Genomic DNA, 14,051 nt, shown 5'->3' on the forward strand with positions numbered 1-14,051 from the left:
TTCAATGGCGAGGGGCTTATTTTCTTCGACGGCCCATGCTGTTAATATCGCGCTTTATTTAGCAGAAGAACACTCAATTTGACTCAGCTTGCAGACGAGGTTTCTAGCGATATCTCTGTATATTTTTGTCCCTTAGTCGATGACGGCTTGCCTGTTGCCGATCGTGCTCGTTTGGAGAGTTGGTTACCTGAAGATGAGCTTGCCAAGGTCAAGCGCTATACGCGTAAAGAGGCAAGGGAAAAAGGTCTGCTGGTGCGCGGCTATTTACGTACTTTACTAACGACCTATGCAGCGGGAGTAGGGCTTGAAATAACCCCGAGCCAATGGCGATTTGTCTATGGTGATAAAGGCAAACCTAGGTTAACGGCTGACCAGTTTCAGTGCACGCAAATAGCATTTAATATTAGCCATAGTGGCGACTATCTTATGGTATCCATCACCCATGGTGCCCCTGAGATCGAGCTAGGCGCCGATATTGAGCGGCTGCGAGCAAGCACCAATATTTACCCCATTTTAAATCACTATTTTACTGAGCAAGAGCGCGATGCCTTGCTGGCACTGCCAAAGGCTGAGCAGCGCGAGCGCTTTTTCAATCTATGGGCCTTAAAGGAGTCTTACATAAAAGCCAAGGGGTTAGGGTTAGCCTTGTCGCTAAAGTCTTTTGGCTTCTGTTTTGACAGTGCAATCCGCCAGACTATGATGATTGATGGTTTAGGCGAGATAGAGGCTCGTCAGGCAATAGGTTTAGTGTTGCATCAAGAGAGCATGCTGAGCAGCGATAGTTGGAGTGTGACACTGGCGCATATTGATGCAACTTATCGCTTTGCTGTGTGTATCAATCGGCCATCACAAAGGCTACATGGCACACTGATCACCATGAGAGAGTTATTGCAACGCTGGTAATTTGCAGAAAAAGCAGGCACAAATGACGTTGCCTGTTTGATTGGGAGGGTCGCGCTTAGGCCGTAATAGCCTTAAGCGCTGTTTCGATTAGTAGTTAGCTTGGAATGTGAGCCAAAGCTTGTCGGTATCGTTTGAGAAACTGTAGCCGGCGCCACTGAAGCTGGCGTACTTGATGCCCACGCTGTAGTGATTGGCAAAGGGGTAGGTGGCTGACACGCCCCACTCTTTACCTATATCGATGTCGCCATAGTCAGAATCAAATTTGTGGTATTTAGCCAGTAGGTTAAGGCCTGCAACTTTAGCGATCACAATTTAATGAGTAGCCATCAAGCCATTTTCCCAGTTGCCTTTACCGCTAAATAGGAATTTGTCTGTCCAACCATTGAAGGCATGTAAAGTGGCAAGCGGAGTGATAAAGCCTGCTTTACCATCGTCGGAGCCCAACACTTCGTAACCAATTTTGGCACCGAATGCATCGATATTAAGGCCAGCGCCCAATTTGTAGTAAGACGCGCTGTAACTCACTGGATTATCATTATCTTCAGACTGCTGAGCAAATTCCGCCTGGTAGCTGAGTTTCAGCGCATCGAGTTTTACATCGCCTGTTGCGCGGATACCGTAAGTGTCGGTAGAGAAAGCGGCCACATCTTGATTGTCAATAAGGTCGGCGTAACCAGTTAACTGGGCAAATTCAAGCCCTTTATAGTTAACGTTGACTAGGCGAGTTTCGTTCTCATGCTCTTCTTTACCTGAGCCTTCAGGGAATGTAGCGTTAGCCGCTGCGGGATGGGAGCAACAACAGTTGCGATTATGGAGGTCAAACAATAAAAAGCCCAGCATTGCTGGGCAATTAGTGATGCTATTAGCAATCAGTATGACGAAAACTTATTGGCGAGCAAGACGATGGCTTTCTGGCGGATTTTCAAAATCACTGCGATATGGGTTAATGTCTAGGCCACCACGGCGTGTGTATCTTGCATAGACGGTTAACTTGGCGCAATGGCAAAACTGTTTGAGGTCGACAAAGATCCGTTCAACGCATTGCTCGTGAAACTCATTGTGCTGGCGGAACGAGATCAGATAACGCAGCAGTTTTTCACGATCGATTTTAGGACCTTGATAACGAATCATCACGCTGCCCCAATCAGGCTGAGAGGTGATTAAGCAGTTAGATTTTAATAGGTTTGAGGTCAAGGTTTCTGCGACGACACTCTTGTCATCTGTGCTATCAATAAGGTAGTCGCTGGTAAATTCATAGTTATCAACTTCAATATCGAGGTCGTCAATGCAGGTACCTGGTAGCTCGACGACACGTTGAGAAGCAAACTGTTTGGGCTCAATGATCTTAACTACGACTTCACCTTCGGCGCATGCAGACAGATCTTTGGCCAAGGTTTGCTGTACCAGTTCAATAGACTCAAAGCGAGTTTGGTTGTAACTATTGAGATAGAGCTTAAATGACTTAGATTCAATTAGGTTGGCACTTTGATAATCGAGAATGAACTCGGCAATGGCGACCATTGGCTTACCTTTGGCATTTAGCCAAGAGAGCTCGTAACCCGTCCAGATGTCGGCCCCATGAAATGGCAGTTCAACGGATAAAGCAATCGCATCACGATTTAATTTTCTCGGTACGCCTTGTAGCAAGGATGCATCGTACTCAGCTTGATAACCAGTAGATTTGCCAAGGGTTAACTCTGAAAGGGCTGGTGCGTTACTATATGGGTCATGAACTGGTGTCATCAATCGGTTTTCCATGTCAAAATAGGCGCATATTATACTTGAATTTTGGGCGTGTGCTAAGTGTCTTCTTTACCTGCTTTAGATAAATTTTTCGCGTTATACCACCGAAGCTATATGGAAAAGTTAGGTGAGTTACCTCGATATTACCCACACGGTGAACACTCCAATTGTATTGTGGGAGAGTACCAACAGGGCGGGGATGCATCAGAGCCGGTTTCCGTGATATGGCAGGCGGTAGCGCGTCCAGTAAAAGGCACATTCGATAATATAGATCACGCCTTAGAGATGACATTGCATGGCGATATTAATCATCTGTATGGCGGTTATTTTTCAGCGCCATTAATGTTTAGCTCTCAGTGGGGCGATGGCGAACTGCTACAGGTATGGAATGACACCGATTTTGAGTATTTGCAGCAGAACCTGATTGGTCACCTAATGATGAAGCAGAAGCTTAAGCAACCTGCTACATGGTTTATTGGTGTATTGGGTGAGGGCGATCAGATGTTGGTTGTCAATAATGACGATGGCTCGGTTTGGATTGAGATCCCAGGTGAGCAGCCTGAAGTCAAGCTGGCTGAATCATTGAACGAGTTTATCAGCGGCTTAATCCCGCGGGTTTGCCCACCATCACTTGTTGTCGAAGAGTCGTTGCCGCACACTGACCATCCTGGCATTTGGCAGCGTTTAAAAATAATGTGGCAAAACTTGCTGGGTAAGCGTTAGTCTAAACCTAAACGCAAGCGGCCTTAGTGATGATGACTCAGGCCCGCTAGACTATAGGTGATCCCAAGAGATATTTGACACAATACGGCAGTTGTCGCATTTAAAATGAAACAGGTCTAATAGTGGTTCATCGAGCCGCCAATGGGCGTTGCCACAGCGAGGGCAGGCTCGCTGTTTCTCCGCTGCAAGGCTTTCACCGCCAACTCGATATAAGTAGTAGTAAGTAGGGATCTTGGTGAGATATTCGATTCGGCCACGCAGATCCCATCCTCGCCTGAATAGGTCGCTGTCACAGCGTGTCAGCTCTTCTAGCGCAGCAAATTCCGCTTTAGTCGCTGCGGCCATTTGCAGTTCATCGCACGCTTGCCACTCCGTTTGCCACTTAATGACGCGTTTATGATCGCCATTAAATGTGGCGGGGATTTTGTAAAGCGGGATCGGTTGTAGGGTGTCACCGTTGCGCAGTGGTGAACACATGTGCACATAGCTGGTATAAAGCAGTTGCCAACTGGCTGGCTCGGTACTGCTGATTTCAGAATTAATATCTTGGCCGATATACTTCTCTCTTGGGTGCAGTAGCTTTGCGTCAGTTAGCATTTGCAGGGCATGTTCGACCCAAGGGCTATTGTAACGCTTGGCTAAACTACTCTTCTCGGGCATGAGCAGGCGAACCCTAAACTCGCCATCGTTAAAGGCGACAGCAAATTCTCTTCCTAGCACCTGACCATTGGCGCGATAGGCTTCGAGCAACCCGTTTATTGCCTGTTCAGCAGCGGTGATCGTAGTGTTATCGAAGCATTCAAATCTTAATTCAATGACGTGCATTATTGACTATCTCTGTTACTAAGTGCAGATTCTAAAACTTCAATACGTGCGATGAGTTGCAACTGTTGCGACTGTAGCGCGGTTATCTGCGTAGCCAAGGCGGCGATAGTGGGTGTGGCTGTTTGCTCTGGCGCTTGGCTGTCGACCATTGTCGTATCAAATGCCAGTGCGGCAATTTCCTCTTTAGATAACGCCTTAAAGCGTTGTAATCCCTGAACCAATATTGGCATCGGGATCTGGTTTCCTAGGCGAGATTTTATTAGCGCCAGGCTTGGGGTCTTACCAGAAGAGGCGATTGACTTTGCTGTCGCAAGGACCTGTTCGATGGGGCTCATAGTTAGTAAATTTCCTCACTAATTAGCAATGTTTTTAAGAAATGCCTCATTTAAATCTATGTATATCTATATAAAACAATATGATACTTATTTGGCATAAGCCTTGCTTTAACTCTGACATGTATAATAGATAAACAGGAAGTTAAAGTGAAAACAAAATTATTAAGTTTGGTATTGGTTAGTGTCGCTAGTATAGGCCTTTCTGGCTGTGTATTAAACATAGGTGAAGGGGACGGACAATGGAGCAACAGCGACTCTTGGGAACGCGTACAAGATCAAAATAGAGCCAATTTAGCCAAGCTAAGTTTAGGGATGAGCCGAGATCAAGTGACGACTTTGATGGGAACGGCAGACTTTAATGAAGCCTATATCAAGCAAGATAAAGAGATTTCGGTGTTATATTACCGAACTCAGCGGATTAAAGGTGACGGCACCACAACTAAAGATGAATGCACGCCAATTGTCTTGGCTAATAACGCTGTCGTTGGTTGGGGTGAAAAAGCTTATCACAACATGTAACTATACTTAGCTGTTAACCTGCTCTGAGCTTGATAAGTGCAGAGCAGGTTAATGCTAGGGTTGACAACTGTTCATTACACTTAAACGTTTTACTTATTCACTCGGTTGAATCTCTTTACCAAGGTGGATAAGCAATAGCGCACCTATAATGCTCAATGGACTGAGTATCATCCATAAATCTCTGTCTTTCCATCATCGAATTCGCACACAAATAAGTTCGAAAGAATAAGGCTGTAAAGTGTAGCTCTCTTTTGCTATCAATCTCTTAATTGAGCATCTAATTGATCGACAATTTCGGTCCATAAGCCATCGTCACTTAGTGCTTCTTTGAGGAAATGTTTTTGCGCATCGTTCCAAAAATCAGCTTCAGTCAGATGAATGGACGCTTCTATGCGGTGTTGATTAATAAAAGTGTCGATATCTTGCTGGCTACTGGGTAATCCCAACTGATCGAATAGAGATTGAAAGTCTGGTTGATTCATATCCATAAATATCACCTTATTTTTAGCCTCTGATACCAATTGAGTATGCAACTTTTTGATTGAATTATCGACCCGATTAAAGTTTGCACTTTTTTACAACCTTGTTACATTGAATGATATTGATCGCTAACAAGGAAAACCAGTAATGAATACCACTGCAAAGCAAACCACACTTGATAACTTGAAAGCGGTATATTTAACCGCTGAAGATTTACGGGTTGCCGCGTCAATTTTATATAACGCATATCATGATGATCCTTTCTTTATTGCGGCCCTTCATAAAGGCGATAAGGCTCAATATGAACAGAAGCTGAGAGGCGCAATTCGAGAGGAGCTGCATACATTGTGGCAAGAAGAGCAGGCTCTAATTGGTTTATTTGATGATCAACGACTGATAGGGTTAGCGTGCATAGTGACTCAACAAGTACCATTAGGTGAGGCTCGTTATTGGCATTGGCGTCTCAAAATGCTAATGAGTACCGGATGGCATTCAACACAAGCGCTGATGAAAAAAGAGGCATCTATACTAGAACATCTCCCGAGTACACAATGTGGTATTTTGCAATTTATTGCGCTGACTCCAATTGAGCAACACAAAGGTTTAGGCAGTCGCTTGGTTCAAGCTGTAATGAGTTGGTGCGATGAACAGCCTAAGCTTGATGGTATAGGTGTGTATGTTACTCAAGAGAGTCACGTTCATCTGTTTTCAAAGCTAGGATTTGCAGCAATTGAAAAGCTGACTATTGGGAGTGTCGAAGGCGATCTTCTGTTTTATCGGAGTTGCGAGAGTGAATAAAAGGTTTCAAAATTTTTGGGAGTTTTATCCTTTTTATCTTTCGCAACATCAAGAACCTATGTGTAGATATTTGCATTATGTAGGCAGTTTACTTGTCATCAGTGTATTGATTTTATTTTGTGTTACGCAAGATTTTTGGTTACTGCTTCTAATGCCTATTTTAGGATACGGTTGTGCTTGGTTAGGTCATTTCTGTTTTGAACACAATCAACCTGCAACCTTCCAATATCCTTTGTATAGTTTTATCGGTGATTGGCTGATGTTTGCTCAATGGCTAGGAGCAATGATTCGAACGAAGGCCAACTAAACTAAGCTTGGGATAGCAGAACTGCTTCCCACAGTGTCTTATTATGCTTTTTACTGCATTGTAATCGCCCCCTTAAATTCCTCTTGGGTCTATTGCTCTGGTGATAGTTCGCATCAATATACGCGTATTTCTCATCATATTGACGATGAGCTATCTCATAAATTGCCAGATTCAATGTGAGAGATCTCTCACACTTATGTAAGTCATTCACTTGTTAATAACATGGTTTTAATTTGGATTTGAGTTATTCCTGTTTTATAACAATGGATTATGAATATTTGTTTCGTTTTTTGGCTTTTGCTGTTTTTGTTGCATTTTAGTTTGGCTGTAGATTGTTTGTTCTGTTCACATATACTAGTCACACGATATGGAATACCACGTAGGACGTGTGAGCCCCTTAAGGATTAGGGATATCAGTTAAGTGGATTAACTGACCATGGATGACAGACTAGGATGTTATAAGGATTGATGGGACTGGCAGGACGCTAGAGCATTATGGATGAAGCAGGGAGCATCTTGATAGCAGGAAGGCTAACAAAAGAGTACAAGAAGGCGCACTTTTAAGTGCGCCTTTTTCTTTTCAGCCCTAAGTTATCAACTTCAGTTAGTGGTTATCATCAATTAGACTTTGCCACGACATATCTGCATAAGATTTTTGCGATACGGGTCAATAGAACTTGATTGGCCAACAACAGACCTATCGATTGCTGGGTAAGCCGCCACAATTTGCAGCGCAGACAAGCCTTTTTATCTTGTTAGTAGGGTTCAAGTTAAAGATCAGATTCAGTGTTATCAAGGTGAATGCATTGGTCATAGGTGAGAGATCTCTCACATTGTCGTGAGACATGAGGTGATACTGAGGTTTGATATCTCTGTATAGTCACCAAAAAATCTTTTTAAACAAATGCTTATGTTAAAGGTCTTCATCTGCTTATTTATTGCGAGATAAAACTTGTAGATGTGACGACATTAAATTGAAGCCAATGAAGTAACATTGATCATGTTCAAGGATGAACTGGTCAGGATGACAGAGATGTTAACTAGGATTGTTAACATAGAGGGAATTTCCAAAGGATAGGGTACTTAGGATGAGTACTAGTGACTAAGGAAGGCCAAATCTTCAAGGATGACATTTTACTGCCTAGGATGGTGGTATACACGGAGTGTATGGAAAGGAATCCCATGGAAGAGCTTGGACATGCTTTATGGATGAAGCAAACTTGGTAAAAGGATTGCCAAGTCAAGGGAAGGTACTTAGATACAAGGAAAAATGGAAACAGGGATGATGCAAGGAGCATAATCTTCGCAAGGATGGTGCAGGGAGCACAGTTATAGCAGGATGGCTTAACGGAAAGATAGAAAGCGCGACTCTATTAGAGCCGCGCTTTTTCTATATAAACTATTTTCTGAGGCATTATATTTTGCCTTACAGCCTTACAGCCTTACAGCCTTACAGCCTTACAGCCTTACAGCCTTACAGCCTTACAGCCTTACAGCCTTACAGCCTTACAGCCTTACAGCCTTACAGCCTTACAGCCTTACAGCCTATTTACAACTGCCGCTATTACAGCCCCCGCGACTGCCACAACCGCCACCAAACTTTCCCGTTGACTCCGGGGCTTCGAGCCACTCAGGTTCTGGGAAAATCGGCCATTGAATTTTCTGGATCTTTTTACCGTGCATCCAAATAGACGCTTTATATTGATTGATACCGTCAGTACTAAACTCTAATAAAAACTTGGCTTTCCATGTTAGTCCGCTGGTTCCTCCCACACTAGGGCGAGCGGATTCCATGGCGATAGCTAATAGTTGAACTCGTTGCTTTTTGCACTCGCTAGTGGCAAAAACACGGCTTAGTTCGGCCATTTGTCGTAGTTGCCAGAAGAAGGCGGCGATGATCACCAATCCCGCAATCAATAAAAAATCTGTCATCATGCTTTGGTTACCTTAAAAAGTCCGCCGATGGCGGTCGAGAGGGCTGCACTGCGATTAGGATTTCTGAGTTCGATAAGCAACTCGGTTCTAATAGCTGGAATAGCTACGATATCAGCAAAGATCTGGTTAAAGAAGTGTTGATCTTGTTTTGCTAATACTTCGAGGTAAAGAGTGCGAGTTTGATCATCCTTCAGTGCCGTCCAGTTCCGTCCTGCGATAGTGATGAGCGCTTCCCTATCTAACGTATTATTTTGGGCTAAATATTGGATTGCTTTTTTGGAATATTGTGGTTGGGACGCTAATGCACGCATAAAATAAAGCTTGTGGTCATTCTGCGCTGCATAAAGTTTTTCCAGTAGGCGCTCAGCTAACTCTGGTGAGATCAGTAAATGTTCTAGTTGTTGACATAGTGCGATTTGAACTTCAATGGCACTGCTGTCGAATGCGTTTTCGATATGGCTATGATGATCAAGCTCGTCGGCTCTAGCACAAATATCAGCGATGCCTTGGAGGCCTACATCTTGCCAACGATCGCTGTCAAGTTGCCCCGATAAATATTGATATGCAAATTCATACTGTGGAGAGGCAGCTTTACCTAATTGTTTTCTAACTAAGGCATTAAATAGTGCCAGTTTTTCATCAGCAGGTTTGAAGGCAAATGGATGGTTAGCTAGCCTATCTTGCTGAGCTTCTGACATAGGTTGGGTTGGATCGCTGCCGAGCGCTTCTAACACCATACGAATAAATTGGGTGCGAGGCGCTGGGGACAATAATCCTCTTTCATCTAAGGGAAGTTTTAGAAACCAGATGTAGTGTTGTTCAGATGCGTCCCAAAATACCACTGCAAATTGAGCATGCCCTTGGATTGGCGAAGGATAGGGCGTAGTAAGTTGTTCTATTTCGGAAAATGTTGGTCTATCGATATGCTGTACGCGCCGTCCTAAATCATAGACTTCGAATTGGCTGTTTGCTGTAGATAAAAATTGGGAGAGAGTGGTGATTTCAGTCATAAGGATGCCGTTATGATAAGAGACAGATTTCAATGGGCGTTATTATAGGGAGAACTCTATTGAGATGGTATAATTTGGCGTAAATTAGCCGATATATCTGCTGGCATGCGGTATTTAGTGTCGATATTTATCCTTGGAAAGTGTCATGTTGTATCTTTTTGTTGAAAAGCAGTTAGCGTTAATTGAGCTGGAGTTAAAATTTCTTGGATTGTGGGCCAGCGAATCTCCGTCAGTAGAAGCCTTAGCCGATCCCACGCCTTTTGCCTGTGAGTCGATGTCGTTTGAGCATTGGTTACAATTTATTTTGATCCCTAAAATGAGTGTATTAATTGAGCAGAGAGACTCGCTACCAAGTAATATTGCGCTGACCCCGATGGCTGAGCACCTGTGGCATCATCGCGCCGAAATGAGCAGATTAATATACCTTATTAACCAATTAGATGAGTGTTTGAGTGAACCAAGATAAAGCAATGCAAGAGCAGGTTGTTGATGAGATTCAAGATATCGACTTGGATTTAGAACAAGTGCCAGAAATCAAGATCCTTTTTGAAGATGAGGATATTGTGGTTATTCATAAACCTGCAGGTCTGCTGGTTCATCGCAGTTACCTTGCTCGGAGAGAGCGATTTTTTGCAATGCAAATGACACGGGATAAAGTGGGCTGCCATGTATTTCCTGTCCATCGATTAGATAGACCAACTTCTGGTGTTCTATTGTTTGCTAAAAGCAGTGAGATGGCCAATGTACTTTGTGAGCAGTTTGCAGCTAAAGAAGTAGAAAAACAGTATATCGCAATTGTAAGAGGTAATATTTTGCAAGGAGATCTACTCGATTATCCGCTGAAGCAAGAGTTTGATGAACTAGGCGATAAACATGTGGATCCCAATAAAGCGGCTCAGGAAGCGCAAACAAGTTATTTGCCGTTGCTTAATTGTGAAATTCCCTATCCATCGGGACGGTATGCTACCAGTCGATATGCCTTAGTAAAGCTTACGCCACATACTGGACGTAAACATCAATTGCGTCGTCATATGGCGCATCTACGCCACCCCATAATTGGCGATACGACCCATGGCGATGGCAAACAGAATCGATTTATTAGAGAACAGTTTGGTATTAATCGTTTGTGGTTAATCGCGAAGAAACTTAGCTTTTATCACCCAAGAACGGGAGACCGTATCAGTGTCGAAACAGAGTTAGAGCAAGAGTGGCATACCTTATTTAACGCATTTGGATGGGATGATGAAGACTTTGATGTTGATGCAAGCCAACTGATCTGTTGAGTTAGCTATCCCTATTAATCCTTTTAGCTAGGGCGTATAGCGGTTTATTTTAGTAAAGCTATCGCCCTGCCATGATTAATTTTACCTACCGTTTATATTCGTTTTTTTAGGCGGCAGTCTCTTTTTCTTTTTTCACTTTGATAGGCGATACACACTGCTTATTAGCATTTTTTGTTGCGGGGAGGTTTAGAGCTAGCGCATGGATTGTTCTGAAATAACACATGCGTCGAATATGAGCACTACGCTGAACATGTTTTAGATGTTTCTGTCGGCTGGAATGTCGCATCTAATTGATCCTTGAAACTCAATAACCTAGTGTAGCTATCAAGCTTTCAATAAAGTATGGTTAAATTATATGTAAATATTGTGCTGAGGGCTAAGTAAAACATGAGAAAAGTGAATCTAGTTTTTGGAACTGTTTATGGTAGTGCGCAATTTGTTGCGGAATCGGTTCAGGAGCAGTTAATTGCTGAAGGTAGAAAAGTGGTATTGATGACCTCAGATACCCTAACTGGATTTGTGCCGCCACAGGATGAGTTGCTATTAATAGTCACTTCGACCACAGGTCAAGGTGATATTCCTGAAGATATTAGCATGTGGTTTGAAACACTAAGAAGTGAGGCTCCCTATCTACCTAAGCTCGAATATGGAGTGATAGCCTTGGGGGACTCTAGCTACGAGACATTTTGTAATGCGGGGATCCGATTCGACGAACTTTTTAGCGAACTCGGTGCAAAAAGGGTCGGAGAGTTATTAAAAATTGATGCCTGCGAAACAATGGAACCTGAAGTTGAAGCTAAATCATGGTTAATAGAGTGGAACAAACTCATCGCTCTAAGCCCCGCCGATTAGGTCAAATTAGTCGTCAGTGGTTTAAATTTGCGCAGCGGTTAAGTCAAGCTTTGCTGCTGCCTATTGCAATTTTACCCGCTGCTGGGGTGATGATTGGTTTAGCGACTAATCCAGTTCCTTTCATCTCTGAGAATGCGACAATCCTGATGTTGACTATCGGCAACCTTATTTTTTCTATGATGCCGATGTTGTTTGCGGTCACCGTAGCGATAGGGTTTTGTCGCGATCAAGGCATTGCAGCCTTTAGTGCCGTTTTTGGTTATGGGGTCTTTTTTTCAAGTTTATCGGCTTTAATCAAAATAGATGAATTTCAAACCCAAACTATTCTTGGAGCCGAGACCATAGATACGGGGATCGCTGGTGGAATATTTGTCGGAGCGATAACCTGTATTGCTGTGCATCAGAGTGAGCGAGTTCGCCTACCTGCGGTATTTTCTTTCTTTGAAGGACATCGAAGTGCGCCACTATTGATGCTACCCCTATCTGTCTTACTTGCTTATCTGTTTTTACTTGTTTGGCCGCCGCTATCCATTTGGATTGAGCAAGTTTCTAACTGGACCGTTTACCAAGAGCCTGCATTTGCATTTGCACTTTATGGCACAGTTGAGCGATTGTTGATCCCGCTTGGTTTGCATCACATTTGGAACGCGCCGTTTTATCTTGAAATGGGTCAATATGTGACAGAAACTGAGGTGTTTAGAGGCGAGATAGCTCGCTATTTAGCTGGCGACCCACAAGCTGGGAATCTGGCTGGTGGCTATCTGATTAAGATGTGGGGCCTACCTGCAGCAGCCTTAGCAATATGGCGATGTGCAGATAAGAATGAGCGAAATAGGGTTGCTGGAATAATGTTGTCTGCGGCTTCTGCATGCTGGTTAACTGGTGTTACTGAGCCTGTCGAATTTGCATTTATGTTTGTCGCGCCATTATTGTTCATCTTACATGCCCTGTTAACTGGGCTGGCTTACGCTGTCGCTATCTCATTAGATATCCACCATAGTGTGGTATTTTCTCATGGTTTAGTTGATTTTAGTCTATTGATGGGACAGTCCAGAAATGTAGAATGGTTTTGGATTTTAGGCCCTTTGACTGCGGTTATCTATTATCTGGTGTTTAGGGGGTCCATTCTAGCGTTTAATTTGAAGACCCCCGGCAGAGTTAGTGATAATGGAATTAACAACGGTGGCATAATTTCTATAATCAAAGCTGTGGGCGGTAAGGATAACATTAGTGAGTTGACGGCTTGCTTAACGCGTTTAAGAATAAGCCTCAAGCATGCTTCTCTTGTGGATATGAGCTTGCTGAACCGCTTGGATGCAAAAGGTGTCGTTGTAGTTGGAAATGGTGTACAAATTGTTTATGGGACTAAGGCCGAACGTATTCGGCGTTTATTACAACGATATTTAGATAGGCACAAACTGTGATCTTTTGGGAATTTTAGGGTAGGAACTAATGCAGCGAAAAGTATTAATTACAGACTGTGCAGATGAGCCAGGGCTAATAACAAAGTTAACGGGCGTCTGTTATGCTCATGGGTTAAATATCATTAAAAACAGTGAGTTTGTCGATAATTCTCAGGGGCGTTTCTTTATGCGCACAGAGCTTGAAGGGCACTTTGATGATGAGCGTTTATTGGCCGATATCGATAAAGTTCTGCCAAAGCAGCGTCATAGGAGACTTGTCAGTAAAGGCACAAAACGCATCGTTGTCATGGTAACTAAAGAGGCGCATTGTTTAGGCGATCTGCTAATGAAAGCCTATTATGGCGGATTAGATGTCGAGATCGCTGCAATTATTGGTAATTACGATACATTGAAACCGCTTGCTAGCAAGTTTGATATTCCGTTTTATGAGGTCTCACATCAGGGCTTGACTCGTCATGAACATGAGCAGGTAATGATGGATATCATTGTCAAGTTTAATCCAGATTATCTCGTGCTTGCTAAATATATGCGAGTGTTAACACCTGAATTTGTTGAGCGCTATCCTAATCGCATCATTAATATTCATCACTCTTTTTTGCCAGCGTTTATTGGAGCGGCTCCTTATCGCCAAGCCTGGGAACGTGGTGTAAAAATTATCGGGGCAACCGCTCATTTTGTTAACAATTGCCTCGATGAAGGACCGATTATTAAGCAGGATGTCATTCCTGTTGATCATAGTTACAGTGCCGAAGAGCTGGCTAAATGCGGACGAGATGTTGAAAAGAGCGTGTTGAGTAAGGCGCTGCAACTCGTTTTACAGGAAGATGTCATTGTTTATGGAAATAAAACTGTCGTTTTTTAACCTTGAATATGAGTGATACTAACCTTGGTGGTTAGCGCTAAATTTTAGAATG

18 protein-coding genes are annotated in these 14,051 nt (G+C 43.3%); 10 read left to right on the plus strand and 8 right to left on the minus strand.

Annotation, left to right across the window (positions count from 1 at the left end):
- Positions 1-78: 78 nt before the first annotated feature.
- A complete protein-coding gene (locus K0I73_RS19230; protein WP_286670428.1) occupies positions 79-903 on the plus strand; it encodes a 4'-phosphopantetheinyl transferase superfamily protein in 825 nt (274 codons plus the stop codon).
- A gap of 87 nt (positions 904-990) precedes the next feature.
- On the opposite strand, the gene K0I73_RS19100 is transcribed toward K0I73_RS19230, so the two are convergent.
- Genes K0I73_RS19100 through queF form a run of 3 tightly spaced genes read right to left on the minus strand, consistent with a single transcriptional unit; the run spans position 991 to position 2,646 of the window.
- On the minus strand, positions 991-1,212 hold the full coding sequence (locus tag K0I73_RS19100; RefSeq protein ID WP_258405308.1) for a hypothetical protein: 222 nt from the start codon (positions 1,210-1,212) through the stop codon (positions 991-993).
- Positions 1,213-1,215: 3 nt separating this feature from the next.
- Positions 1,216-1,728 (minus strand): hypothetical protein, encoded by a 513-nt coding sequence (locus tag K0I73_RS19105; protein WP_258405309.1) that lies wholly within the window; start codon positions 1,726-1,728, stop codon positions 1,216-1,218.
- A 60-nt stretch (positions 1,729-1,788) separates the two neighbouring features.
- A complete protein-coding gene (queF, locus tag K0I73_RS06085; protein ID WP_220063600.1) occupies positions 1,789-2,646 on the minus strand; it encodes an NADPH-dependent 7-cyano-7-deazaguanine reductase QueF in 858 nt (285 codons plus the stop codon).
- A gap of 60 nt (positions 2,647-2,706) precedes the next feature.
- Here queF and syd point away from each other — a divergent pair, with 60 nt between their 5' ends.
- Positions 2,707-3,369 carry a SecY-interacting protein gene (gene syd, locus K0I73_RS06090; RefSeq protein WP_220063601.1) on the plus strand — a complete coding sequence of 221 codons (663 nt, stop codon included), beginning with the start codon at positions 2,707-2,709 and terminating at the stop codon, positions 3,367-3,369.
- 51 nt (positions 3,370-3,420) lie between these two features.
- Here the strand turns inward: syd and K0I73_RS06095 are convergent, their stop codons facing one another.
- Both K0I73_RS06095 and K0I73_RS06100 read right to left on the minus strand, forming a co-directional pair.
- Entirely contained in the window at positions 3,421-4,194 is a 774-nt protein-coding gene (locus K0I73_RS06095) for a Zn-ribbon-containing protein (protein WP_220063602.1), read from the minus strand.
- Positions 4,194-4,529 carry a hypothetical protein gene (locus tag K0I73_RS06100; RefSeq protein ID WP_220063603.1) on the minus strand — a complete coding sequence of 112 codons (336 nt, stop codon included), beginning with the start codon at positions 4,527-4,529 and terminating at the stop codon, positions 4,194-4,196. Before K0I73_RS06100 ends, K0I73_RS06095 begins: the two co-directional genes overlap by 1 nt.
- 147 nt (positions 4,530-4,676) lie before the next feature.
- Here K0I73_RS06100 and K0I73_RS06105 point away from each other — a divergent pair, with 147 nt between their 5' ends.
- Entirely contained in the window at positions 4,677-5,048 is a 372-nt protein-coding gene (locus tag K0I73_RS06105; protein WP_220063604.1) for a DUF3192 domain-containing protein, read from the plus strand.
- A gap of 257 nt (positions 5,049-5,305) precedes the next feature.
- Here the strand turns inward: K0I73_RS06105 and K0I73_RS06110 are convergent, their stop codons facing one another.
- The gene (locus tag K0I73_RS06110; RefSeq protein ID WP_220063605.1) at positions 5,306-5,536 is read right to left on the minus strand and encodes a DUF2789 family protein; all 231 of its coding nucleotides are present in this window, start codon (positions 5,534-5,536) and stop codon (positions 5,306-5,308) included.
- 139 nt (positions 5,537-5,675) lie between these two features.
- Between K0I73_RS06110 and K0I73_RS06115 the strand changes: the two genes are divergently transcribed.
- Together K0I73_RS06115 and K0I73_RS06120 are read left to right on the plus strand one after the other, a co-directional pair.
- The gene (locus K0I73_RS06115) at positions 5,676-6,326 is read left to right on the plus strand and encodes a GNAT family N-acetyltransferase (RefSeq protein ID WP_220063606.1); all 651 of its coding nucleotides are present in this window, start codon (positions 5,676-5,678) and stop codon (positions 6,324-6,326) included.
- Positions 6,319-6,633, plus strand: coding sequence for an Mpo1-like protein (locus K0I73_RS06120; RefSeq protein ID WP_220063607.1), 315 nt, complete (start codon positions 6,319-6,321; stop codon positions 6,631-6,633). The genes K0I73_RS06115 and K0I73_RS06120 overlap by 8 nt, the downstream gene beginning before the upstream one ends.
- Positions 6,634-8,178: 1,545 nt before the next feature.
- Here K0I73_RS06120 and K0I73_RS06125 read toward each other — a convergent pair.
- The gene (locus tag K0I73_RS06125) at positions 8,179-8,568 is read right to left on the minus strand and encodes a DUF3301 domain-containing protein (RefSeq protein WP_220063608.1); all 390 of its coding nucleotides are present in this window, start codon (positions 8,566-8,568) and stop codon (positions 8,179-8,181) included.
- Positions 8,565-9,578: a DUF3549 family protein gene (locus K0I73_RS06130; protein WP_220063609.1), complete on the minus strand. Its 1,014-nt coding sequence runs from the start codon at positions 9,576-9,578 to the stop codon at positions 8,565-8,567. The genes K0I73_RS06125 and K0I73_RS06130 overlap by 4 nt, the downstream gene beginning before the upstream one ends.
- A 145-nt stretch (positions 9,579-9,723) precedes the next feature.
- Between K0I73_RS06130 and K0I73_RS06135 the strand changes: the two genes are divergently transcribed.
- The 5 genes from K0I73_RS06135 (at position 9,724) to purU (ending at position 13,999) form a co-directional block, all read left to right on the plus strand.
- On the plus strand, positions 9,724-10,044 hold the full coding sequence (locus tag K0I73_RS06135; protein ID WP_220063610.1) for a YqcC family protein: 321 nt from the start codon (positions 9,724-9,726) through the stop codon (positions 10,042-10,044).
- On the plus strand, positions 10,031-10,861 hold the full coding sequence (gene truC / locus K0I73_RS06140) for a tRNA pseudouridine(65) synthase TruC (protein ID WP_434086702.1): 831 nt from the start codon (positions 10,031-10,033) through the stop codon (positions 10,859-10,861). Before K0I73_RS06135 ends, truC begins: the two co-directional genes overlap by 14 nt.
- Before the next feature lie 387 nt (positions 10,862-11,248).
- Positions 11,249-11,713 carry a flavodoxin gene (locus tag K0I73_RS06145; protein ID WP_220063611.1) on the plus strand — a complete coding sequence of 155 codons (465 nt, stop codon included), beginning with the start codon at positions 11,249-11,251 and terminating at the stop codon, positions 11,711-11,713.
- Positions 11,665-13,137, plus strand: coding sequence for a PTS transporter subunit EIIC (locus K0I73_RS06150; RefSeq protein ID WP_220063612.1), 1,473 nt, complete (start codon positions 11,665-11,667; stop codon positions 13,135-13,137). The genes K0I73_RS06145 and K0I73_RS06150 overlap by 49 nt, the downstream gene beginning before the upstream one ends.
- Positions 13,138-13,165: 28 nt before the next feature.
- The gene (gene purU, locus K0I73_RS06155; protein WP_220063613.1) at positions 13,166-13,999 is read left to right on the plus strand and encodes a formyltetrahydrofolate deformylase; all 834 of its coding nucleotides are present in this window, start codon (positions 13,166-13,168) and stop codon (positions 13,997-13,999) included.
- Positions 14,000-14,051: the final 52 nt, after the last annotated feature.

The organism is Shewanella mesophila (assembly GCF_019457515.1).
In the GTDB taxonomy this organism is placed as follows: Bacteria; Pseudomonadota; Gammaproteobacteria; order Enterobacterales; family Shewanellaceae; genus Shewanella; species Shewanella mesophila.